This is a genomic window from Mycobacterium sp. 1245499.0 (assembly GCF_001673615.1).
Lineage (GTDB): Bacteria > Actinomycetota > Actinomycetes > Mycobacteriales > Mycobacteriaceae > Mycobacterium > Mycobacterium europaeum_A.
In genome coordinates, this window is record NZ_LZMG01000403.1 from 1 (window position 1) to 23713 (window position 23713).

Below are 23713 nucleotides of genomic sequence, written 5' to 3' on the forward strand. Positions count from 1 at the left end.
AGTCGCGCCAGCCACCCATGCCTCAAATGGATCCGCTGGGGTCGTGTCGCCACCTGTGTCGCCCGGCGGCGGCGTGGTACTAGCATTCGCGGCGGCCCAATACTTCGCCACCGCAGCCGAGAACACGTCCCACGGGAAGTTGTCGCCGACGTCGTCGTGGTTGTTGCCGTCCTTGAGCCAATTGCTGCAGTAGCGGTGATCGCTGATGCCGGGAGGGTTCTTTCCGTACTGCGGTCCCGGGATGACGTTGGGGTCGATGCCGTACTTGATGCAGTCCTGGACGGCGAGGTAAGCCGCGACGTCGATGGCCTTGGCCTGCGTCATCCAGTCCGCGTGCGACCAAGCCACGCCGCTGCCGGCGAAGCAGGCGTTGATCGCACGGTTGTTGCTGTTGCCGACCGACCAGCTGGCCAGGTCGGTGTCCACGATGTCGTACACCGTGACGCCGCCGTCCGACGCCTGCCGGATTGTGTAGTGGTAGCTGACCGGGTTGCTGCCGCCCTCAGTGGATTTGAGGAACTGCGCCAGGTGCAGCGCGGCGTCATTATCGGTGAGATTGCCCGGCTCCTGAGTGTGGATCAGCCACAGGTCAACCTTGGTGCCAGCCCGGTCTTGGTTGTTGTCACACCAGAACTCGAGCTCATTGAAGTCGGGCCGTACGGCTTGCAGCGCGGTCAGGCGCGGGTCTTGGGTGGGTGTGGTCACGGTACCTCCGCTGATCTGGTCGTAGAGGGCCTGGGCATCCGCCATGCGCTGGTCGTAGCGGTCAGGGAACGCCGACTGCTGGATGGCCTGCGCGTAGGAGCCCGGGGATTGGGCGTCGCTGTTGTAGTTGAGCTTCGCCAGCCGGGAGAAAAACAGCTGCGCTGACTTATATGGGTCCATGCAGGTCGCGGCGTCGCCCCACCACCAGCCGCCCGAACCCATCACGACTTGCTGCTGGAACAGCCCCACGCTGTAACCATCGGAGCCAACCGCCTCATGCGGAATGCTCATGGAATCAGGCACTTTGGCGTTGGCGTACATCGTCCAGTTGGACTCGACATAGACGGTGGCGAACCCGATCACGATGCCCTTCGGGCTGATGCCCAGATCCCGCCCGGCCTGCAGGACCGCCGGCGCGAACTCTGCCGCAGTCATCAGTGCTTCTGCACGTTCAGGAACGGGATTTGACCGAGAATGCCTGTGATGACCGCGCTGACATCGTTTGCTGCCGCATCGATGTTCGTATGGTCGAAAACAGCCTTGATGGCTGACTCGGCCACGGCGCCGGCGATTTTCGGCAGCTCGTTTTGCAGCAGTGTCATGGCGTCGGCGCGGAAGTCCGTCAACTGCTTGGTGATGACCGGCTCAATGCGGTCCAAGGCTCGGTCGACGATGTTGTCGATGAATTTCATTTACTGGCCTTTCCCGTGCAATACGGTGACGTCGCCCTGCTCCGCGAGCAGTTTCTGGTAGTCGGCGAATCCGATAGCGAAGTAGCCTCCCGGCTTGCAGCCATCCCACGCGTCGGTGTCGCCCCAGGAGTTGCGGAAGATAATCACCTCGGAGGTGAAATCGATTCCGCAAGCGAGGTATTCGTGGCCGCCGGCGATGTTGGAATCGGTGAGCCGGCCGACTTTCACCAACCCGTTGTGTGGCTTGAACATCGTGTTCGTCCACACGGTGCCGACAATGGCCGGGGTGGTCTCTAGCGCAGCCTGCAGTGCGGTGAAGCTGAACGTGTGGGTGTATTTGTCGAGGTAACCCAGTTTGACTGCGGCTTTGGCCACCGACAGCCCGTCACAGCCTGTGTCGTCGGGGGGGTACTGGCCGGGCTGATTGTCCAGTGTGGTGCCCAGAGAATAGACTTCCACCGCGTTCTTCTCGGTGAGCGCCCGGCCCTTGTTGGTCGTCTTCCGAACGTTGTTGGCGTAATTGGTGTTCAGCCATTGCGCTGTGGCGTTACCTGTGCAGGATCCGAGATCGCCTTGGTTCAGCGGTGCTATCGCACTGTCCCAGAACGTGTTCTGTCGCTTCGGCTTCACGCTGCGGGGTAGGAACGCGTGATCCAATGATCGTGAGTCGTGATGCACATGCCGGCCGAGCCGAGGATCAGTCCGGTCGTAACGCACAATGTTGATCTGATGCATTTGCGGGCCTTTCCTGGTTAGGAGGCGGCGAGGATTTCCAAGCAGGCACCCATGCATCCCGTGGATGACAGGCCCGTCATGGTTTGGACGATGGCTCCATCGGAGGTGCTGTCGTTCTTGCTGTTGATGCAAACCCCGGCGATGTTGGCCGCTGCGGTGATACGGGTGGAACCCGTGGGGGCGGCGTCCCAGCCGGACATGTTGCGGTGCGCGTACATGTACAGCAACTTCGACGTGCCATCCACCTTGTTTTGGGTGATCGCCGGGGTGGCGATGGAAGTCGTCGTCGCGGCGGAGGCAGCCAGCCCGTGACCCCCATAGGGGGCGGCCGCGAGACGGTCCTCATAGCGCAGAACCACCGCGGCCATAGCGGCCGTGGCGGGGGCCGTCCATGTTCCAGATGTGTGGTTGGTGGCCGTCGCGACAAACTCATAAACCGATGCCGCGCAGGAGTTTCCTGCTTGGGCATCGACCTGAACCCAGGCCGGCACCGTCCCGGATGCCGCCGGTGGGGTGGGCGGTGTCGTGGTGCCGTTGGTGAACGCGAAAATGATGATCAGGTCGCCGACCTGGTGAGTCGGCAAGGCGATCGAGTTCGCGGCACCCACAGAGTTGGAGCCGATCACCTGAATCGGCACGGCCTGCTTGCGCACGGTGAGTACATCCCAGACACTGTCGGCGCTGTTGTAATGCGCCTCTACATAGATGGTTCCGGTGGGGATCGTGTTGGCTGGCAGCGTGGTTCCCACTGCACGCCAACTCGCCCCCCATGTGATCGTCTGCGGCGTCCCGTTGTCCTTGATCCGCAGCACCAGCTTCTGCCCATCCGCCGGGGTGCCGGACAGCCCGCTACTCATCGACGTGATCGCCACGGCTTGGGCGGTGATTTCGAACTGGGTGCAGTTGTCGGTGTTGATCGCCGGGGTCGCCGACGATGTGATGCTGCTGACTTGGGGGCGGCCCTGAGTGTTGGCGTTGACCGTTGAGCCGAGCGAGTTCAGGTAGGCGGCGTTGACGAACATGCCGATGTTGTCGACCCAGTTCGTGGCGAGAGTCATTTACGTGTCCTCTTCTTAGCGGCGGCCGGTTTGGCCTCGGGTGGTGCATCGAACCGGATGCCGGCGCACGATCCGTCAGCGAATTGCAAATCCCCGTAGTCACCGTGGTCGACGAATGTGGCTCCCGGCCAAATCTCTTCGACGCGTCCATCTTTCAAAGCTGCGTGGACTTCTTCCTTGGTCCACTGCTTGCCGTTAATTTCAGGCACTTGGATGCTCCTAGATTTGGAATGGGACGGTGTAGGGGACCTGGCCGGCGTTGGAGACAATCGGCGAACCAACCCTCGCAGCAGACGGGATCCCGGTCGGGAAGATGGTGACCGGGCCCGGCACCAGGGTCGGTGAACCTACCGCGGCAGCGGATGCGATACCGGTCGGAGAAATGTTGACTACACCTGGTGTGACTGTGGGGATTCCAACAGCCATCGTTGATGGAACACCGATCGGTAAAACGTTCTGCGGCGGACCGATAACCGTTGGGATGCCTACGGCGGCGACAGATGGGATGCTGGGGACCTGGATAACCACGATCCCCGTCGCCACCGTCGGCTCGCCGACCACAGCAGTCGATGCGATACCGCTAGGGGTGAGGAAGAGCTCAGCCCACCATCCGCTCATCAGCTTTTACAGACTGAAGATTCGGCCAGCGTCATTCGGCCAAATCACCGTGATGTCACCGCCGTTCGGGGTCACGGCGAGCCCGGTGGCTGTGTCGATGTAGGCGATCAGCGGCGAGGTGGTGTCAGTCCCGGTGTCTTTGTATATAACGAGTGCTTCGGAGATATCCCCCGTGACAGCGGGGAACGTCACGTCCGCGGCGTCGGCGACACCGCCGGTAGCTGTCTTGGCCGACAGGTTCGCCGAGGTAGCGACCCGCGCCGCGGAGGGGACATCGGACAGGAACTCGTGTGTCGCTGTGTTCACCGTGTAGTCCGCGGAATCCACCAGGTCGACTTTGATGTTGTCGGTGAGCCAGTTGATTTGCCCTTGCAGGGCCTTCTCGCGGTACTTGGTGTAGAGCGCGTTCGCCATGGGGGTTTCTCCTTAGATGTAGAACGGGACCTTTTGTGGCACATGGGTGTTGCCGTCTTGGTCTCCGGGTGCGTGCCATTGGTAAATCTCTGGTGTTCCGACCCGTGCCGTTGACGGGATCCCCGACGCGCGGATCTTCGGTCCTTGAATGGCCGTGGTCTCCGGGTACAGAAGGTAGGCGATCTCGTAGAACAGGGAGGTGGGGTCTCCGCTGGTCATGTGGTTGATGATCGCGGCGATGACAGCCCCGTTATTGGGGTTGGCGAACATCACGGAGTGGTAGCCGGCGAGGCTACCTATCCAGCCGAGCCAAGAGCCCCACTGGATTACGCCGAGTCCGAATCCCATCCACCCGCCGCCCTCCCACGGGTGCGCGGGCACGTAGGTGAGGTAGGTGGTGAATGTTTCTTCTCGGAGTTGCTTCATTTCGGGGCTCAGCATCGTGCCGTTCGCGATCGCTTTGCCGAACGTGACCAGGTCCGCGATAGTGCCGTTCAAGGCGCCGGCCGCGTCACCCCACGTGGTGCTACAGGCAGTGAACTCCACCTCGGGTGTGGTTTGGATGTTGCCGTACCCGGCTATGGACAGCACCGATTGAAGCAGCCCTATTGTTTGCAGGAGGCCAAAGAACGGGCCGAGCGTGGCTTGTACTTGGGGCAGCGCCAGGTTGTCCGACCACCCCCGCGAATAGGGGACGGTCATGTAATTGCCGGTCGGCCATTCAGTTTCGGTGAGACCCAGCGGAGTGAGCAGGTCTTCTTGAATGATGGTCCGGATGTCGCGGCCGGTGCCGTGGTTCGCGTCGACCCACTCGAGGATCTTCCCCAGCAGCACGGTGTTGCTGTTGGAGTACGACGAGGAAGTCCCGGGCTCGTAGAGCGGCTGATAGCTCCTTATGTAGGGCATCGGGTCGAAAACCGTTGTGGGGCTCAGGAAGTACGCCTGCTGGACGGTGGTGTCCTGCTGCAGATAGTCCTTGATTCCGGAAGTCATCATCATCAGGTTCTTGATGGTGATCTTGTTCCAGTAAGCGGGTCCGCTGACGTAGGTGCTGAGTTTGTCGTCCAATGTGAGGTAGCCATCATCGATGGCCTTGCACACCAGATAGCAGGTGTACATCTTGGTGATGGACCCGTAGCGCATCTTGTCGTCGATGGTCAACGGGGAGTTGGTTGTTCGGTCACCGCCGTAGGCTTTGTAGTAGCTGCCTTCGGGGGTGTAGACCCCGACGAGGACGCCGTCGACTTTGGTGTTCGGTTTGATCTGAGCCAGTGCGAGAGCGTCGATCGCGTTCGTTGTTTCCAACGGGAGAAGGTCTGAGGGAGTGGGAGAGTCCGTGACCGCCGATTTCCCAAGCGCGCCGAGTGACATCGGTGCGGTTTCGTTTCCCGCGTTGTCGACTGCGGTGATGGTGATGCGGCCCGAGTAGTCCGTACCTGAGTCGAGTCCTTGAAGGGGGAAGGGCTGGTCGTCCGGCACTGCGGCGGCGTTGACCTTCTGCCCGTCTAGGTAGACGTTGTAGCCTTTGAGGCCGCTAGGCATCGACAGCCCCATCGATTGTCAGAGTGATAGTGCTACTTGTGGATTCGATATCGACGTCGAGGTCATCGATGTTCGGTGGGGTGGTGTCGCCCTCGCCGCTGCCCGGTGTTTCGCCGGGGAGTGCATCCTTGCGGAATTGGATCCACGCCCTGGCGGGCCCGCCTGGGCCGCCTGCGCTGTAGAGGCCGAACCAGGTGCCGCCGTTGCCTGCCCCGCCGGGGGCTGTGCCGGCCCCGCCGACGGCTGTTTGGTCGCCGCCGCCGATGGCTTTGAGCCCGTTGTACTCAAGGGTCCCGGGGCCGGGGCCGACAGGCGCACCGAGGACGGCGAGTCGGGTGCCTGATCCGTTGACGCCGGGAACACCGGCGATTGAGAAGCCTGGGATCGAGAGGTTTTCGCCATCCCAAGTGATGATCGTGGGGCCGGTGAAGTGAGTGTCACGGACCCACGTGACCGTGGTGAATGAGCCTGGCGTGCCGGGATTCCCGTACAACCCAAGGAAGCCCGGCGCCCCGTCGCCGCCTTTGGTAACCACGACAGCATCCACGTAGTCGCACCAGTCTGCCACCGGGAGAGTGGCAGGGTCGGTGAGGACTTGCTGGAACGGGTCTCGGTGGTCCGAGCCGCTACCCGTGTCTACGGCGATGCCGACCCACGGCACGTTCTGCGACCAGGTGAGGGCTGACTTGGCGATCGATGCCGGCGCGGTACCTGCGGTGCCCGTGACCGCAAAGGTGGCCGCGGGAGCACCGATCGGCGCGATGTTGTTGACCGGCAGTCCGGATACCCGGCCGCGGATGGTGTGGTTACCGCCTACGGTGATGAATCGGTAAGCGATCAGATCACCGGCCACAACGCCGGGCGGGCTGGCCAGTTCGTAGGACATGAAAGCGCCTGGGCTGGCGGTGCCCTCGAGAACGCCGACGATGTTGGGTGACTGGTGGATCAGCTCCGCGAGGTTGCCGGTTGTGAGGTCGAGTCGGTAGGCCTGCACGTAGAATTCGGTGATGCCGGTGACACCCCAGCCGATCCAACTGATGACGCCGAGCGCCATGCTCTCTTCGATGTAGTCGAACGCGATCACCGACGTACCAGGCACGATGTCGAACTGTGTCGTGATGCTAGATAGTGGGAAGTTCGACCGCTCCGACGGCAGCAGGCCGGCGTCGGCGGGCCGGTTGTTACGGATACCGGCTTGCTCCCAAGCGAATCGGCCTTGGGTGGCCCAGGAGCTGATCAGGCCGATGAAGGTCTCGACGTCCGGCAGGCCAGCTCCCGTTCCGGTTTGGCCGACCGCACCGGACACGACGGCGTCGACCAGGCCCAGGAATGACCCGCCGAGGGTGCCCGGCCCCAGCAGCCCCCTAACGAAGTCGTTCGGTATGGCCTTTAACGCATCGATCAGCTCGGGCAGGCTGTGACCTAAATCCGTTGCGCCGGTGAGGGTGTTGTGGATGGTGTCGACAATGGCCTGGAACTGGGCGATGAGGTTTTGGAACCCCTCGGGTAGCCCGGACACCCATTCGGGAAGGAGTTTGTTCTTCGCTGCGGCGTCGTCGAAGTTGAATGTTCCGGCCGTTGCGGCTTCAGTCACCACCAGCCGGCCGCGGATCTCATTGACCGACCCGTCCGTGGGGGCGGTGTATGTTCCCGTCAGTTCCGCCCATCCGCCCGCGGCCGTCGTCGGACCTAGGGTGGTAACCGTGACCGTGCCAACGAAGGTGACGGAATCGCCTAGCCTCTTGTACTGCTTGATCTGCAGCTGAATCGGTGCCGTGGTGCCGATGTAGCCGGCCCAGCGCACAAACACCGACGTGTCGACCTGCTGGCCCGCCACCACAGTCGTCGGCACACCATGGATGGCCTTGAAGCTGCCGTCCGCGGTGACGCGCAGGGACCCAGATGAGCCCTCGGTTCGCGTGACATCAGGGTCGAACACCCAGATGTCAGAACCGGCGATGGATTCAGCGTCGGGGAATATGCCTAGCGGCCAGAGGTTTTGAGCCAACTGGGCGGGGTTCAGCGGCGACGTGTTGGTCAGCAAACCGAGCAGCCAGTTCTTGACGTCGTTGGCGGTGCCGCTGATACCGCCCGTCAGGGCGCGGAGCTCTGTGAGGAACGGTTCCAGGTCGATACCGGTGAGCTGTTTGATTGCCGGGAAGAACACGTCTTCCAGCCACTGGATTGCGGCGTTGATGAAGTCCTCGGCGCTGACATCGAGCTTTGGGGGTTGGTAGCTGATGCGCTGCAGCGGGTTATGCGACAGTGGGAGCGGTAGTCCACCAGCCAGTGATGGGTCGCCCGCGCGTGGCATTAGACGGGGATCGCCTGCACTGCCAGCTGAGCGCCGGCGGCGGAGAAGCTGTAGATGCCGGCCACGCCGTCGTTGAACGCGTTGACGTACAAGCGGGCTGGTTCACCGGTGGTGTTGGCGGGGATGACCGCCCGACCGTTGGTGGGGGTGATGGCGTCGTTCGGGCTGGACGCCGCCGATGCGTGTGGGATGACCGTGACGTAGCCGGTGACGTTGCCGTAGCCGCGGGCCACCAAGGTTCCGCTGGCGCTGCCCAGCCGCACCTCAATCCCGATCGTCAGCGGGGTGGTGTCGAGCTCCACACCGGTCAGCCGGAAGTGCCCTGTCACCCACGGCACCACGTCGTGGTCGATGGGCGGCAGCAGCGCGGTGCCGATGGTGACCCGGGTCCCGAAGGCCAGCGGAACGTCCTGGAAGTTCCCTTCGGGGAAGGTGAACATCTGCGGCACCACATGCTCGAGCGGCGTCGGCACATACTTCGACCCGTTCCACTGCGGCAGGTCACCGACAGCTTCCCCACCACCGGTGTAAAGGTTCCAATCGGAGCCGACACCGGCAGGGCCGCGGATGATTTCGCGGTTGACCTCAATAGTCCATGTCGGTGAGGCGTCGCTGCCGGTCTTGGTGATCCGGTATCCGTTGCCCTGATCGACGGTGTTCCACGTCGCAGCTTCATCAGCAGTGACGAGCCGGAAGACGGGGGTTACTTTGGGGACTGGCCCGACTTGACCGGGCATGCCCTCCTTGTAGATTTCGTAGTCGGTGCCGTTCCACATGGCCCAGTTCGAGCCGACCTCATTGCCGTCTTCGTCGTAGACCCGGATGATCCAGAACTTCCCGATATCAACCGGATCGTCGGTCAGGTTCTGAGGCAGGTCATCGGTGCTGTCCAATGTGGGGAACTGCCGGTTACCCAATGGGGCGTTGTTCCCCGGAGGGCCGGGGTCACCTTGGATGGCTGCGGTCGACAGCAGGGCGTTGGGGCCGAACCCTTCGATGGTGTACTCAACCTGGTCTGGGGTGTCGAGGTCGGAGATCACACCGAACGCCGAGATGGTGGCGTCGAACTGTCCCAGCAAGACTTTGGATCCGATCGGCAAAGGCATCAGTCCGGCCTCTTCTCGTTGATCTCGTTGATTTGCGGCCGCACCGACCAGGTCTTGGGCTTCTCCGGTTGCGGCGCCACGATGGGTTCGTCAGGGTCGGTGAGCGGCACATAGGCCACCAGGTCAGCGAACGGCGTCCCAACGACCTTGCGTTGCTTGACCATCCGTTTGGAGTTGTCTTTACGCCACCCGCAGCGGATGAGGTGATACACCAGGCAGGGCATCAGATCCGGGTGGAGCTGGTTGACGAACATCACCCGCCCGTGCGCATCGACCGGGTATTTGAAGTCCTGCTGCAGCTGCTCACCCGCGATGTCGATGTCATTGACGAGTGCGCGGGCCTGTTCGAGTTCTGTTGCCGCGTCGAGGTCTTCGGCTTCGTCGATCGCGTCGCAAATATCGGTCATCCGAACACCGTGTCCATTCCGACGACCGCGCCGATCAACGCGCCCAGCCCCTGCAGGGCCTTGATGCCTTGGGAGAAAGGGTCTTGGTCTTTGGCGTCATCCCCGACGGAGCAGGTGAAGGTGATCGGCTTGTTGCGGTCGTACTCGTACTTGATGGCGTGTACCTGGTCGACGTAGGTGATGCCGTCCTGCTCAAACCCGACCCGGTCATCGAGCAGGATGTCGTAATACAGGATGTATGGGGCGCTTTGGCGGATCGATGTCTTGAATGACCGGAACGCCCTGGTCTTGAAATTGCCTTGCCGCAGGGTGAGTATGGCGCTGATCGTGTAGGCGGCGTTGCCGCGCTCGAAAGTCTCGAGATACCCCAGGTCACCGGTGTACAGGGCGCGCAGCGGGTCTGTGTAGCGTTGCCAGGCAAGGAGTTTGTTGTCCAACTGCCCTTGGTAGAGCTCGTCCAAACCGGCGCCGATCGGCGGCCCACCTTGACTGCCGCCGAACCCGGCGACGATCACAGTCTGGAGCTGCGAGAGGCCCCACTTGATTAGGAAGGTCTGGATGTCGTTAACAAGCTTGGGGCTCTTGCCCCCGGTCATGATGGTTTTGACGGGTCCCTTGTGCTGGGTGTAGTTCGACTCGATGATCCCGGAGTGCTGCCCATCTCGGTACACAGCCCACGGATCAGGTGGTGCGACACCGAAGAGTTTCCGGAAGACGGGATCCACCTCGCCGTCGTCGTCGGTGTCGACGGGGAACACCGTGGTCGTGATTAGGTCGTCGAGGGTGGAGGCGAACAGGTTGATCACACCATCCGCTGCGGTACCGGTCGGGCCGGCGTAGCCGGAGTGGTCTTCGAACGCCACCATCACGCACGGGCGTTGGGGGCGGGCGAGATCGGCCACGGTGGCGTCGTCGGGAAGGTCGATCAGGTTGCCGTTCTTGAGGAACGCTTCTACTGCTGGCACCAGCGATCCGATGATCGGAATGTCCTTCAGCCGGGTTTGCGGCATCAGCGCCGCCAGTTCCGGTTGCGGGTGGTCGACGTCGTCGGGGAACACGGTGTAGGCGCGCGCGCACACCCCGGCGTCGCGCATCGAATCCAGTGAGGCGGTGTGGAAGTCGTTCCACGCCCCGGTGAACACCGTCGTCCTGGATTGGTCCAGCAGGGGGTCGACGAACTGCACCTGGATAGGCCATTGCAGCGGGTTGATGTTCAACAACGCATCGGGGCCGAACGGGTTCAGCCACTGGAACGGGTTCGCGATGTTCGTGATCGTCGACAACCCGGGAACGAACTGCCGCATCAGGTTGATGAACAGCGTTGTCATGCAAGCGGTCCGGCAGTTCGCCGGCAGCATCCACAGGTTCAACGGCTGAACCTCCGGAGGGAAGAACGGTGTCGTTCCCACCAAAACGTGCTTCAAATGCTCCCGCTGGGCTGAGGCGATCAGCTCGACGGTGTGGATGCCCTCAGCGTCGCGTTTGACGTTGATCGTGGTGATCTTCCCGCCCCACCGCGTCTTCCAGGACAGGCGTTTCGGGTTGATGTCAATCGACAGGTGCAGGTCTTCCTCAAGCCGCACGGCGTTGCGGACGAAATCCCCCAGGTCGCTGCCGCCGCGGATGACGATCCCGGCTTCCCCTGTGTCGGTGGCGATCTCCTCAAACCGCACGGAGCGTTCCCCACCGATAACGGTGATCTGCTCAAGGTTTTTGTCCTGCATCCGCAACAACGGGCGTTGCCGGAACCCGTCACGCAGGGTGCGGGCCCGAGCCTCGTTGTAGCGGTACGCCGCCAGCGGGTCCTGCGCCGGGAGTGGCTTGGACAGCGCGCCGATGACGTAGTCGACCATCTGGTCCGACATGTGCCGGGTGAACTCCAAAGGACCGTTGACGAGGTTCCCAACCGCATTCGGAATGAGGTTGAGAGGGTTCGTCACGACGGCCGCGCGTACCTTTGCGGCATGAAGATGATCACCTGGCCGCCCGGCTGCGAATGCCGAACCTTCAGGTTCGCCACCGTTCTGGGCGGGATGGGTGATTGGAAGCGGATCCCGTTGGCGCGCCGCCACACCGGCTCACCCAACGCCTCGAGATCGTGCAGGAAGAAATCCAAAACCCGTGACTGCCGGATGAATTGGTAGAACAGGTTGTCCGTCGGGTCGTTCGACCCCTTCAGGGTCCGCTCCGAGGGGTCGGTGTCGACCGTCACATACCCGTCATCCCCCGATAGTTGCGGGAGCTCGATCATGTTGTTGGTCATGCCGTCCTGGATCCACGCCTTGCCCGGGCCGGTGTACATGAACTTCGGCCAGGCTTCCATGGTTCCGCGGTTGGCGATGTGGAAGGTCTGCTCGTCGTAGCCGTTCAGGGCGACGCTGTCGGCGTGCGCGGTGAAGGAGTCGGTGAGCATCCGCTTGGCCCACCACGGCTGCGCCGCGACTATCTGCATGTCCCACTGGAAGCCGTTGTTACCGAACGCGGTCGGGTCCAAAGGCATCGGGGTGTCAACGGTTTTCGCCAGTTGGACCTGCGCCCACCGCCACCCGGAGAACGGGGTGAACCGTCCCCACCAGCCGGGGGTGTCGGCCGGCCAGGAGTCCCACCAGTTCGACTCGATCGCCCGGTACTGCAACTCCGAGCAATTAAAGCCCAACACGACACCGAAGTTGATGATCCGTTTCTGGATGTTGGTGCGCTCATATGTCGCGCCGATCTGATACGCGCCCTCGGTGAAGAGTTGGTCGATCGGCAGGTGGTAGTCACCCTGCAGATGCGTCGACAGGCGGGCGCCTTGGCGGCCTTTGTTGCGTCCGGAGAGGTCCCAGCGCAGGTTGTTCGGGCCGATGTAGATGTTGCGGGTTGTTTCGGTCGGCATCCGCAGATACCGGCGCGCGGAATCCCAATCGGTGAGCAGGTGCTGCTCCTGCTGCTTGATCAGCTTGACGGCCATCAGAAGTTCATCCCCGGGATGCTATTCACGCCTTGGCGGGCGCGGGGAACGTTGACGTCGACCATGGTTTGGTGAATGCTCGCCGGGTTGCCGTTGACGGTGCCGATGTTGATGCTGTTGTCGATCTGCGGGCCGCCCGTCTTATTGCCACTGGGGGTGAAATTGCTGGGCAGCGTCGCGTTGCCCCCGCTGCCGGGAAGCATCGGCTGGAACTCATCCGGGGCCTGCGCCGGGCCACCCTTGCCGATCTGCCCGAACGGCTGCGGCATAACCCCGGTCAGCATCCCGCCCAACCCGGCGAACAGGTCACCACCGCCGCCGAGCGCCGGCATCGCCGCGCCGTCCCCGCCGGCCGCCTGGTAATACGAGGCCGGCATCCCCTGGCCGCGGCCGCCGCCTTTGCCGCCGCCGGTGAGGAACGACATCAACCCCTTGAAGCCCTTGAATAACCCAGAGTCGAGGGGGTTTTTGAACAGGGAGCCGTCGAACCCGAACACCTCCGCGATGCCGGACACGAAGTCCTGACCCAACTGTTCTGCACCCGATGACTGCGCCGACTTCACATAGAACGGGGAGTTCTGGGTGCCCAGCGGGTAAGTGCCGTCCGGTGAAATCCCGCCCGGGGAGGCGATGGTCGGCATCATCGCCGACGGGTACACGGTGCCGTCGATGTTCGGCATGCCGCTGGCGGGGCGGTAGAAGTGCTGAGTGAACGCCGGATCCCACGCGCCGGTGCCGCCGATCCCACGGTTGGCGGCTGCCGCGTCGCTGCCCCAGTTGAAATTCGTTCCCCCGGGCAGGGTTGCCTGCATGTGGTGGTCGTTGAATCCAACCTGGAACGCGCCCGGGACGGGCTTGTCCGTGGGAACGAAACCATGGGCGGTCAGCCATTGGGTGGCGTTCGAAGTGGACATCTGTCGGCCCGCGGTCGATACGCCGTCCATCATGTTGATGAGGTCTTCGACCGCGCTCGAGCAGTCACCGATGCCCTTGAGTAGGTCGGCGGCCTGCGTCTGCAAGTACTGGCCGGCCGGGACGTGAGCCAACAGCGTTGCATCCCCGCCATACGATGAAGTGCCAGCGCCGGCGGTGGGCATGGAGGATGTCCCCGAGCCGTACCACGGTGTGAATCCCTGGGGCATCCCAGTGGTGCCCATCGCACTCACAACTCGCTGGGTGTAGTCCCTCGGCTGGGAATTGCCTTGCCAGTCGGAGGCTAGCCCGGACTGCCCGACAACTTTCGCGATCCACGCAGCTTGCTGTTGATCGGTACCGCCCTCGGGGAAGGGCCCCGCGACAGCTGCCCGGTTCTTGAACTGTTGAGCCAATGCATCGACGTGCGACTGCAAATCAGTCTTGCCGCCCAATTGAGCGTCCGTGAAGCCCAGGGTCGGGGTGCCGGCCGGGTTGTTACCTTCAACTTTGCTGAACCCTAGGATCAGCCGAATCAGTTGCGGGCTGAACCCTTTCGCCTTGAGCGCAGCGACCAGCGGCGAGTCACCAGCCGCTGGCGCCGCCGTGGCCCCGGCCCGCAGATCGGACAGCTTTGGCAGCGTGGATCCCGGTGTGGTGGGGGTTCCGCCGCCGCGGAGGTCCGACAGTTTCGGCAGCGCCGCACCGTCCGACCCGAACGGAACATCCACGTTCGGTGAGGTGGCCGGCGCAGACGGAGTGGAGTCGCCAGGGTTCAGACCACCCAGGCCGGGAATGTGACTCAACGCCTTCAACGCTTTGCTGACGTTGACGCCGCCGATGTTGATCCCATCGAAGATGGGTTTGATGATCTTCCAAGCCTTTTCGACAACCTTCGCAATGGTGTCGAACACTCGGGAGAAGGTCTGCTCGAGGCCCTGCAGCATCGTCCGCAGCGGCGGCCACACGACCTTCACAATCTCCACGAACTTGTCGCCGAGGCGGCCCATCGCGCCCCAGAACTGGTTCACCCCGGTCTGGTATGCGGCGCCAGCGACACCGATCATCCGGAACAGAGGCTCCAAGTCCCGCAGCAACATGCCGAGGGTCTGCAGCACTGGCACACCGATCGGCGCGAGGTCGAGGAACATCTTGCCGAGGATCGGGAACAGCTTGATCAACTCACCCATGGCCTGGATACCCGTTTGCATCCAGTTCTGCAGTTCCCCAGATTTGGCGGCCTGCTGGATGAAGTTGTTGAACGCGTTGGCGCCCTCGGTGATGACAGTTCCCAGCTGCGGTAGGAAACCCGACCCGACCTTCGTGATGGTCAAAAACGCCTCGGAGAAGGGGACGATCGACTGGGCCCAGTTCTGGAACGATGAGCCGATGTTGGCGACGATCTCCTTGATCTGCGCCATCGTCTCGGGCTTCGACAGCCACGCCCCGATGTCCTTAAACGCCGTGTTCATCGTCCCGGCTAGGCCGGACATGGCGTCCTTCAACACGGGAAGGTACTGGCTCGCCAGCCTTTGCAGTTCGGGGCCGATCCCGGCGAACAGCGAATCCTGAACGGAGAACTTCAACGCCTCCCACGCCGGCTTCAACCCCTGCAGCGTGTTGATGAACGCCTGCGCGTTCGGCGACAGCTTCCCCATCGCCAACGCGAACGCATCCGCGGTCGACGAGTGCTTGTTCTGCGCCTCAGTCAGATTCTGCTGCGCGACAGTGACATCCTCATGCGCCTTCGCCAACCGCTGGTTCGCGGCCACAACCTGATCGGACTGATCAACGCCTTTCGAGTTGGCGTCATTGGCCTTCTGCTGCAACTCCACGTTGCGTTCATGCGCCTCGAGGACCCGCTGGTCGGCCTGCTGCACCCGCAACTGAGCCTGCTGATACTCGATCGAATCCCGGAACCGCCCAGTCGCAAGATCACGCCGCGCGGCCGCGGCGTCGAGGATGGCCTGCTTCTCATCGATGACCCCGCCCCGCAGCTGGACATTCAGATCCTCGAGCTGCTGGCGGGCGTCGCGGCGGGCGTTCGCCACGTCCTTCTGCGCATTCGCCTCATCCAACACAGCGTTGCGCAGCGACCGCTGCGCCGCCGCAACAGATTTCGCCTTCTCTTCCTGGTCCTTGCCGGACGACTCCGCGGCCTTCCCGGCCGCATCCCACGCGTCCTTCACCCCGTCAAGACCTGTGACGAGTGTTCCGATGACGCCGATGCCGCCGCCCAGGCCGGCCGGGATAAGCCCGATAACCCCGGACAGCGCGGCCGCGATCCCCGCCGCGGCTGTGACACCGCCAGCGATCAGCGATGTCGCCATCACCGTGCCCACCGGGCCCATCGCGGACGACAACGAACTCTCGACCGACGAAGACGCCTGAACTCCGCCGCCTTCCAGCGATGTCGCCAGTTGCGTTCCAACCCCGGCCATCGCCGGCCCGACCTGAGAAATGCCGCGTTCCACAGACGCCATCAGAGTGTCCGCGTCGACCTCAATGGTGGCTTTGCGGTCCCGGGCTACCGCATCGATCTGCGCCTCAGCCTTCGCGGTATCCGCGTCGGCCTGAATCTTGGCATCCCGCTTTCTCGACGCCTCATCAAGCTCGGCCTTCGCCTTCGCCGTATCGGCCTTCAACTCAACCCGGGCATCACCCAAGCCCCGCTGAATCTCCTGACCCCAACGGCGGCCAGCCTCAGCCGCTTTCGGGTCAACCTCACGGAACGCCCGGACGATGCCATCCGCTATACGCGAAGTCTCGGGCATCACCTGGACGTACAGGTCAGCGATACTAGGCAAGAGAGTCCCCTCGGAGGGTGTTAGTCATCGTCGGCGCCCTCCATTCCCACTAGCCGCATGTAATCGCGGATCGTCCCAACTTGCTTCTGCTCAGGTACGGGATCGCCTGGCCGCCAACGTGGTTCGGGACGGTTACGGTTGTTCAAGCCGTCCTCGGTTTTCGACCACAACAGCAGTTCACCGATCTCGATGAGAGTGGTGAGCGCGTAGGTGTCCCGTGTCCACCCCTTGTGGGTGGCGTAGTACACCGCCGACCCCGGCGCCGCGTACACCACCATCTGTGTGAACTGGTTGAAGGGCAGACCGGCGCCGACGTCGTCCCACGTCCAGTGCGCGCGGGCGAGGTCGCCCCCAACGGGCCCCCGATGCTCTCGGAGGATCCCGATGAGGGCGACTATTCCCCCAGCTCGATACCCGCGAACTCAGCCCACTGCCGGCACATCGCGGCGTAGTCTTCCTCATCGAGCTCGGCCTGCACCTCGCGTGAGGTGTCGGACGATGCGAGCTTGAGGAAGTACCACAGCACTTTGATGCCGTCGTTCTGCTCGTCGAGCAGGGCGAGTTTCCCGGGCTTCGGCCGCCGATTCGGCCCCAGCTTCGTCAGACCGACCGTGGTGCCGTCGCTGGCGGTGAACACGAACAGCTCTTCGCCCGGATACTCGTCTTGCCACGGGAAATCGGGGTCGCCGGGTTTCGGTTTGGCTTTGGGCGCCGCCAGCTTCGACGGCGCCTTCCGCGGCTTGGTTTCGGTCATGCCGACAGCAGACCGTCGTCGGTACGGATGTAGCAGTACCGGCCCGTGGTGTCGGGAAGGAACGACACCGTCACCCGGTGCGCCAGCACGTCGGTGCGGGCCCACTTCATGGTGTCCTTCGACTCGATCCGGCCCAGCGGGTAGAACTGCATGACCCGCTTGCCGCCCGGCGAGAAGGTGTCCACCAGGAGGGTCTGCATGTCCAGCGTGTCGGAGGTGACACCGATGGACAGCTGGTTGCCGTGCGTTGAGGTGGCCGCGGTCGCGGTGACGTTAGCCTGCCCGTAGGCGAACTTCGCGACATCCGCGTTCAGGAACTCGAGCAGAGTGAACGTCGCCGTCTTGCCGAAGTTCTCCTGCGGCTTTGCGATCGTGTCACCACCCCAGTCGTAAATGGCCTTCACCGAGCGGTCTTCCTTGTCGTCGAAGCCGTCGGCGCCGATGAAACCGAGGTGCTTCATGGTGGCGGCGATGGTGAACGACGCGTCCGGCACGGCCGCCGTCAGGGGTCCGACGTAGATGCCGCCCACAGAGGGCAGATCCTTCGGGGAGGGCAGAACGACGTTGTTGACGTTCCCAGTGAATGTTGGTGCAGCCACGGGCTTTTCCTTCCATCAAAAAACCCCCGCCGGGCGGGGGTTCGTTTCCTTGACACAGCCGTCGAGTGAAGGCCGCGGAGGTTCTTATGGGGTGATGACTGGGTTGGTGTTCATCACGGTGACCCAGGCGGTGATCAGGTACCGCTCAAGGTCGGGCACATCTGGGTCCTTCTGGCGGGTCGGGCCGCCGGCGCGCTCCACGTCCTGCACCAGACCGAAGGACGGCATCACCAGCCACAGCTCGAGCGCATCGAACGCGACCTGCTCGGCCCGCGCCCCGTTGGGGTCGTAGTAGCGCAGCTGCAGCAGCTGCGAGCTGGTGAACCGTTCCGGCTTGACGGTGTCGAGCAGTTCGCACGTCCAGAATCGGCGGCCGGACGGAAGCGGGGACGGCACCTGCTGATCGAAGTTCGTCGGCCACCCCCGGGCAGGGCACTCAGACAGGAAGTAGTTGCGGGTCAACCGGTATGTGGAGGGGGTGCCGAGGATCGGGATGGTCATCGCCGGCCCCGGTCGAGGTTGTGAATGGGGTTGCCTTGCTGGTCGATTCCTGCGTGCGCCTGCGCTTCGTTGGACCGCCGCGCCAGCTCGCGCGGGATTTCGCGGTCAGGGGGCCGGGCTTCGGCCTTCGCCGTGCCGACGCTGACGTTCTTGAGGATGGTTTGATTCACCGCTTCGTGCGCCATGGCCCGCGGGGTGTCCGGGAAGATGTTCAACCGGGACCGCGAACCATGGGTGATGGTGAAGTCGTAGCCGTCCTCTTCCGGCTGGCCCCGCTTGGCTTGCGCGGCACGCAGATCCGCGTTGCAGCGGCGGACGGTTTCCTCTCCCACACGGTTGAGGTATTCGTCGGCTTCAGGGGAGTTACGCATTTCCCGCCACGCCGGGTTGTTAGAGCCGAAGTCGATCGAAAAGTGTTCGCTGATCTTGCGTTTCGCCATCAGCCGGTCACCTTCTCCAACACGACTTCCCCGCCGGGTTTGAACCCGAACGGGCCGGTGTTGTAGTCCCGCACGTCCTCAGACACGAAGTACTCGTCTCCCCCCGGCAAAGTGACCTTGTCGCGCACCGAGTACGGGGCGACGTCCGGCACTTGAAGGACTTTCGACGTGATGACACGCCGGTCGTAATCCATCGCCGGGTTCAGTTGCGAGGACAGCGGATACCACCCGTACACGGCCCGGTCCACCGGGTCGGCGTAGGCGTCCCCTGTGGGGTAGCCCTCGGAGTCGGTGGACCCGCTGTACACCTCATGGGAGACGGTGTAGGGGGTGGGCAGGAACCCCATCTACAGCCCCGGTGACCTCATCGACACCGCAGCAGCCCTGGTCGACCGAAGTAGCGACGTGATGGATTCCAACTCGTTCGCGTAGAGGTAGAGGTTGCCTTCGGGGTTGCGGTAGGTGATCGACTGGTTGAAGGGGCCACCAGAGTTCGTGATGGATTGCACGCCAGGCACATCCACCGCTTGCGCCGCGAGGGCGCGTTTCACCATCGCCACCACCAGCAGCTTCGCAGCCGTGGCTACGTCGCTGCTGGTGGTGACGGCGGCGTCGAGACCTGGAACCCACACACCGAGCCAGAACGAAGCATCATCGAGCAGCGTTTCCGCTGTCGTGGGGTCGATCTGGCCGGTGTAGCGGGCTTCCAGGTCGGCGAGGGTGGCGTAAGCCGTCACTCAACTCTTCCTTGACGAAGAGCGGGTGCGCGGCTTCTCATCCTCTTTCTCGTCCTCCGCCTGTTCGCGGAGTTCCGCCTCGGTGCGGCCGTAGACGAGGTCATCGTCCATGCCGGCCGGTTCATCGATGAACCGTTCCGGCAGGACGTTGAACTTGTCGAACCGCGCCACGTCGTCGGCGTGGACGTTGACCTTCTCACCTTGCTGCCCGAGGACGGACACGCCGTCCTCGTTCTTGTAGAAGGCCGCCGAGGTTTTGATGGTGCGCTCGGGCATGAATCCTCCTAGCCGGCGAGGCCGGTGACCTTGGCCACCGAGTAGGGGTTGGTCACGTAGAACACCGGACGAACCGAGGACTGCACCCAGGTGCGTTCCGTGGCCTGCTCGCGCCACGTCTCGGTGCCCAGCGGCTTCTCCAACCGCTGCTCACCGACCTGACCCTCGGCCACCACGTAGGCGGTGCCCGCAGTGACCAGGTTGGACGCGATCATCGAGATGCCCCACGAGCGCAGGACGTCGTCCCACGTGGACCCGTACAGCACCTTGATCGCCGCCAGCTGCGCGGGGTTCACGATCCACAGATCGAACTGGACCCCCAGCTCCTTCTGGTCGGCCAGCAGCTGCACCGCCGCGAAGTCCGCTGCCGGGTAACCGGATGCCGACGTCGCCGACGTACCGGCGGTGACGACCGCGTTCCAGTTGTGACCCACCAGGGTCTGCGCGTTGGTGCTGAGCGCGGTGATCTGGGCGTCCAGGACGGCCAGGGCGCGCTGGTGGATGCCGCGGAACATGGCGTTGGCCAGTTTCTGCGAACCCTGCTGCAGCATCTGCGGGTTGTTGCGGTCGCGGGCCTCGTCGGTGACGAAGAACTTCCCACCGAACTTCTCGACCTGCGCCAGCAGCGGCTGCAGCCGGTCGAACGTGACGACCGGGAACTCGGCCCCAGGCTCGACGTTCTGCACGTCCCGCGTGGGGAACAGGTCGTTGGTGGTCAGCTGGTCGTACAACACAGCACCACCGGACACGCCGCCCGCGTTGGTGAAGATGCGGTTGGCGAAGTAGCCCTTCAGCATCAGGTCGGACAGATACCGCGTAACCCGGGTGGGTTCCTGCAGCATCAGGTCGATGCTGATTACCGTCCCCGAGAGGGTCGGCGCGGCCAACGGGTATTCGAATGTAGCCATCAGTCAACCCCTCTCAGTACAGCTCGATGATGACGTCGTTGTTCGCGGTTCCCGCCGACCAGGCGCGGCCGCGGGCCTTGCCGGATGCGAGGGTGACGGCCTTGCCGCCCGAACCGATTTCGACCTCGGCGCCGTAGGCGATGGTGCCGCCTGCGGTCACGGGGAGGATGGTTCCCCGGCCTCGGATCACAGCCACTCGGGCGCCGGACGCGGCGTCCTTCGCGGCGACACCGACGGACAAGCCGGCGGCGGTGGCGGTGGCCACGGACGGCAGGCCCGTGGTCAGTGCTGCGGACAAGTCGACGAACGTCTTGCCGGTCACAGCGGCGGTGGTCACCGCGGTGATGTCCGCGCCCGGCCGATAGTGCGGAATGCACTCATTGGCCATGATGGCTCCTTAACTTTTGAGGAAAGCTGGTTTCCAGCTCTCCGGGTAGCTGTCGTCCTCCGGTTTCGGAGGCTCAGGCGCGGCGCCTGGCCGCAACCCCTCCACCGGACGGTCCGACGGCGGGGCTTTCGGTGAGGAAGCGAACAACGACCCAAGGCGGGCGGCGTTGGCTTCCATCTCTTCTCGGCTGCCTGAGCCGATCAGGTGTATGTCATCCGGTGGGATGTTGTGGATCGCGGCCAATTCCAAACGGGTGTAGCCGAGTTGAAGGTCGGCGAACTCCCGCTCCCGCTCTGCGAGAGCCTCCTGGGCTTTCTGCAGCTCGGTTTTGTTGGCTTCCTCGCGTTCCTGGTGGGCCTTCACAATCGGTTCGGCCTCACGCAGTTTGGTGCGGTACCCCGCCGCTTCGCGGCGCAGCTTGGCGATTTCGGCTTCGTAGTCCTCCTGGGACCGCGACGCCGGCTTCGCCTCTTCTGCGGGCGGTGCGGGTTGTTCCGCAGCCTCAGCTGCTGGCTGCGGATCCGCTTCTGGTGTTGGTGCTGCGTCCTGTTCGGACATTGACCCTCCTGGGGTTACTGGGCCCCGCCGGGGGGCTTCATACTGTCGGAGATGTAATCTCCGGATCCGCCGCTGCGAACCAATTTGTCCCAATCGCGGCGGAAAGCGTTGCGGGCCCGCTTACCTGACGTTCGACCGCCGGTGTCAGACCACAGTTTGTTCAAAGCCTCGTAGGAGTCTTGGCCCTCCCACGGCATCCCTTTACGGACGAGGACGGCGATGCAGTCGCAGCCGTCGTGATACGTGCCCGCCGAGGCGCCGCCGCGGTACAGGGCGGTCTTGTCCGACCGGTACACCGGGCCCCTTGAGGCGAGCATCGCGCAGAAGTGGCACGAGTACGCCCCCGTCAGGACCCGGGCCCATCCGACCTCCTGACCGGATTCGTCGGCGGTCTCCTGGACGGTTTCACGGGCAGGCTGCTGAGCGTGCCGAGATGCTGCCCGGGCAACGGACTTTCGGGTCTGCTCAACAACATGCGGTGCGGTTCGGTTCGACTCGTCCACCGGGTCGCCGGCCACCGACACCCGGTCGACGGTGTTCTCGAGCATCTTCTCCACGGCTTCGACGCGGTATTCCCGCAACGGGGGCACATCGATCACGCCTTGGCCGTGCAGATAGCGTGTGGCGGCGGTGTAGGTGCGGGTGCGGGCGGTCTGCAGCGGCCGGTACAGGTAGCCGGCCATCACCGCCCGCTGATCGGGGGTGACGGGGACGCCTTGAAGGTGGAACAGTTGCCGGACCCGCTTCAACACCGGTGCTAGGGCGGCGTCTTGGGCTTGCCGCAGCTGCAGCCCGGTGTAGATCAGCGGGGCGAGCAGCAGCGGCGGTGGGTTTTGCTGCTGTTGTTGGGGTTGGGTCACTGGCTAGGCCGCGGCGCACCGTTGAGCACCGGCGGCTGCGCGGTTTGCGGGAACTCCTCTTCCATCTGGGCGCGTTCTTCGTCGCGAAGCTGCTTGGCGCGCTCCACCTTCTGATGCGTCCAACCCGGAATCTCTTCCCACGTCATCTCTTCGGGCACATCTAGGCCTTGACGCATCTTGATCAGCGCGTCGACCTGCTCCCCCATCGAGCGGGCGGTGGTGTCCTGCCACTTCACCTCGGACTGGAAGTCCTGGGCGTTCTTCTCATCCCCGGTGATATGGGCGCAGGTGCGCAGCATCTGCTCGAACGACTCACCCAAACAGGTTTGGATCTCCGCCGATTTGCGCTCCTTACCGGTTTCCAGGCCCGCCAGCGTTGCTTCGGAGATGTTCACCAAGGCATCGACACCCAAGTTCTGGGCGGGGATCTGACCGATCGCAGCAAGATCGCGGATTGCGGACTGCTTGGAGTCCAAGTAGCCTTTGATGTCGCCCACGGCGAACTGTCCGACCTTGACATCGGATTTGGAGAAGTACCAGACGTCGCCGGCGGCCATCGCCAACGCTTCGTCGTCGTTCTGCGGCCGCCAGCCCGCCACCCAGCGTTGTGTGAACGCGGTGAAGTATTGCGACACCGACATTTCGTAGGTGGTTTCATCGATGCGGGACTGAATGTTGATCAGCGGCTCGATGATCCCGTACTGCTCTTCACCGTCGAGCAGCCAACGGTCGCGGTGCCGCACGACGGGGCACACACCGACATTGTGGGGTCGACCCTCGATGAACTTGAAGTTGTCGACCACCAGGTAGGAGGGGTCTTTCCAGCCGAGCGCCGACTCCGGGACGGTTTGCACGCCAATGAAGTACACGTTCTCTTCGTCGTAGAGCCGGATGGCTTTGTCTTTGATCTCCAAAGCCAGGATGGGCCAGTCGTCATCGACGGGTGTCTGCCCGGGCACCCATTCAACGGGCTCGCCGTACAGGCAGGTCATCTGCCGCGGCGACAAGCCCCGCAGGAATGCGCCCTTACCGCCCCCGGTGGGGTTAAGCGACGGCAGCACCGTGGTGTAGGCCACGCCGTACTCGAGGACAGCCCGAATGACTCCGGTTTGGCGGGCGTCGAACTTGTTACGCTGCCACCACTCCCACGGCGACGCGGTCTCTTTGGTGTCAGATGCCAGGTAGTTATCGACCTTCATCGACTGGGAGAACACATCCAGCACCAGGGGAAGGAAGTTGGTTTGGGAACGCCACTTCATCCCCACCGACGGTTCCTTGGTGTGTCCGGCGCGCGCCAACTGGTGGGCCGCGGAGTGCGTTGTCCACGGCTTCAACGCCTCGTGAATGCGATGCAGGCGTTCCGCTTCGAAGCATCGCGGGCCTTGCAGTATGTAGCGGACCGAATCAATGACCTTGGTAGGGTCCACTA

At 63.4% G+C, this 23713-nt stretch carries 26 protein-coding genes; all 26 read right to left on the bottom strand.

What is annotated here, in order from left to right; genetic code table 11:
- Positions 1-1140 (bottom strand): N-acetylmuramoyl-L-alanine amidase (locus A5646_RS28540; RefSeq protein ID WP_067025010.1); only part of this gene is annotated, 1140 nt, incomplete at its 3' end.
- Positions 1140-1397 (bottom strand): hypothetical protein, encoded by a 258-nt coding sequence (locus A5646_RS25115; RefSeq protein WP_067025014.1) that lies wholly within the window; start codon positions 1395-1397, stop codon positions 1140-1142. The genes A5646_RS28540 and A5646_RS25115, both read right to left, overlap by 1 nt.
- Complete coding sequence (locus tag A5646_RS25120) at positions 1398-2132, bottom strand: hypothetical protein (protein WP_156765702.1); 735 nt, start codon at positions 2130-2132, stop codon at positions 1398-1400.
- A 17-nt stretch (positions 2133-2149) separates the two neighbouring features.
- Complete coding sequence (locus tag A5646_RS28545) at positions 2150-3190, bottom strand: hypothetical protein (protein ID WP_082984840.1); 1041 nt, start codon at positions 3188-3190, stop codon at positions 2150-2152.
- Entirely contained in the window at positions 3187-3399 is a 213-nt protein-coding gene (locus A5646_RS28550; RefSeq protein ID WP_082984841.1) for a hypothetical protein, read from the bottom strand. The genes A5646_RS28545 and A5646_RS28550 overlap by 4 nt, the downstream gene beginning before the upstream one ends.
- Before the next feature lie 415 nt (positions 3400-3814).
- A complete protein-coding gene (locus A5646_RS25130) occupies positions 3815-4222 on the bottom strand; it encodes a hypothetical protein (RefSeq protein WP_067025019.1) in 408 nt (135 codons plus the stop codon).
- 12 nt (positions 4223-4234) lie between these two features.
- Positions 4235-5776 (bottom strand): serine hydrolase, encoded by a 1542-nt coding sequence (locus A5646_RS25135; RefSeq protein WP_231998470.1) that lies wholly within the window; start codon positions 5774-5776, stop codon positions 4235-4237.
- Complete coding sequence (locus tag A5646_RS25140) at positions 5757-8078, bottom strand: hypothetical protein (RefSeq protein WP_067025021.1); 2322 nt, start codon at positions 8076-8078, stop codon at positions 5757-5759. Before A5646_RS25140 ends, A5646_RS25135 begins: the two co-directional genes overlap by 20 nt.
- A complete protein-coding gene (locus A5646_RS25145) occupies positions 8078-9184 on the bottom strand; it encodes a hypothetical protein (RefSeq protein WP_082984843.1) in 1107 nt (368 codons plus the stop codon). The genes A5646_RS25140 and A5646_RS25145 overlap by 1 nt, the downstream gene beginning before the upstream one ends.
- The gene (locus tag A5646_RS25150; RefSeq protein WP_067025024.1) at positions 9184-9591 is read right to left on the bottom strand and encodes a hypothetical protein; all 408 of its coding nucleotides are present in this window, start codon (positions 9589-9591) and stop codon (positions 9184-9186) included. The genes A5646_RS25145 and A5646_RS25150 overlap by 1 nt, the downstream gene beginning before the upstream one ends.
- The gene (locus A5646_RS25155) at positions 9588-11531 is read right to left on the bottom strand and encodes a hypothetical protein (protein ID WP_231998471.1); all 1944 of its coding nucleotides are present in this window, start codon (positions 11529-11531) and stop codon (positions 9588-9590) included. Before A5646_RS25155 ends, A5646_RS25150 begins: the two co-directional genes overlap by 4 nt.
- Complete coding sequence (locus A5646_RS25160) at positions 11528-12544, bottom strand: hypothetical protein (RefSeq protein ID WP_082984844.1); 1017 nt, start codon at positions 12542-12544, stop codon at positions 11528-11530. Before A5646_RS25160 ends, A5646_RS25155 begins: the two co-directional genes overlap by 4 nt.
- Complete coding sequence (locus A5646_RS29620; RefSeq protein ID WP_197505282.1) at positions 12544-16263, bottom strand: hypothetical protein; 3720 nt, start codon at positions 16261-16263, stop codon at positions 12544-12546. The genes A5646_RS25160 and A5646_RS29620 overlap by 1 nt, the downstream gene beginning before the upstream one ends.
- Positions 16264-16283: 20 nt before the next feature.
- On the bottom strand, positions 16284-16541 hold the full coding sequence (locus A5646_RS25170; protein WP_067025030.1) for a DUF5361 domain-containing protein: 258 nt from the start codon (positions 16539-16541) through the stop codon (positions 16284-16286).
- Between the two features lie 116 nt (positions 16542-16657).
- Entirely contained in the window at positions 16658-17017 is a 360-nt protein-coding gene (locus A5646_RS25175; protein ID WP_067025033.1) for a hypothetical protein, read from the bottom strand.
- Positions 17014-17616: a hypothetical protein gene (locus A5646_RS25180; protein ID WP_156765703.1), complete on the bottom strand. Its 603-nt coding sequence runs from the start codon at positions 17614-17616 to the stop codon at positions 17014-17016. Before A5646_RS25180 ends, A5646_RS25175 begins: the two co-directional genes overlap by 4 nt.
- An 84-nt stretch (positions 17617-17700) precedes the next feature.
- Entirely contained in the window at positions 17701-18117 is a 417-nt protein-coding gene (locus A5646_RS25185; protein WP_067025039.1) for a hypothetical protein, read from the bottom strand.
- The gene (locus tag A5646_RS25190) at positions 18114-18557 is read right to left on the bottom strand and encodes a hypothetical protein (RefSeq protein ID WP_067025043.1); all 444 of its coding nucleotides are present in this window, start codon (positions 18555-18557) and stop codon (positions 18114-18116) included. The genes A5646_RS25185 and A5646_RS25190 overlap by 4 nt, the downstream gene beginning before the upstream one ends.
- Positions 18557-18904, bottom strand: a complete 348-nt coding sequence (locus A5646_RS25195; RefSeq protein ID WP_067025046.1) for a hypothetical protein — start codon at positions 18902-18904, stop codon at positions 18557-18559. The genes A5646_RS25190 and A5646_RS25195 overlap by 1 nt, the downstream gene beginning before the upstream one ends.
- Positions 18905-19294 carry a Gp19/Gp15/Gp42 family protein gene (locus A5646_RS25200; protein ID WP_067025048.1) on the bottom strand — a complete coding sequence of 130 codons (390 nt, stop codon included), beginning with the start codon at positions 19292-19294 and terminating at the stop codon, positions 18905-18907. It abuts the gene before it with no gap.
- Positions 19295-19570 carry a hypothetical protein gene (locus tag A5646_RS25205; RefSeq protein ID WP_067025051.1) on the bottom strand — a complete coding sequence of 92 codons (276 nt, stop codon included), beginning with the start codon at positions 19568-19570 and terminating at the stop codon, positions 19295-19297.
- An 8-nt stretch (positions 19571-19578) separates the two neighbouring features.
- The gene (locus A5646_RS25210) at positions 19579-20478 is read right to left on the bottom strand and encodes a major capsid protein (RefSeq protein WP_067025054.1); all 900 of its coding nucleotides are present in this window, start codon (positions 20476-20478) and stop codon (positions 19579-19581) included.
- A gap of 13 nt (positions 20479-20491) precedes the next feature.
- A complete protein-coding gene (locus A5646_RS25215; RefSeq protein WP_067025057.1) occupies positions 20492-20866 on the bottom strand; it encodes a capsid cement protein in 375 nt (124 codons plus the stop codon).
- A 9-nt stretch (positions 20867-20875) separates the two neighbouring features.
- Positions 20876-21424 (bottom strand): hypothetical protein, encoded by a 549-nt coding sequence (locus tag A5646_RS29255; RefSeq protein ID WP_156765704.1) that lies wholly within the window; start codon positions 21422-21424, stop codon positions 20876-20878.
- A gap of 14 nt (positions 21425-21438) precedes the next feature.
- Entirely contained in the window at positions 21439-22284 is an 846-nt protein-coding gene (locus A5646_RS25225; protein ID WP_067025063.1) for a hypothetical protein, read from the bottom strand.
- On the bottom strand, positions 22281-23711 hold the full coding sequence (locus A5646_RS25230) for a phage portal protein (protein ID WP_067025067.1): 1431 nt from the start codon (positions 23709-23711) through the stop codon (positions 22281-22283). The genes A5646_RS25225 and A5646_RS25230 overlap by 4 nt, the downstream gene beginning before the upstream one ends.
- Positions 23712-23713 lie beyond the last annotated feature (2 nt).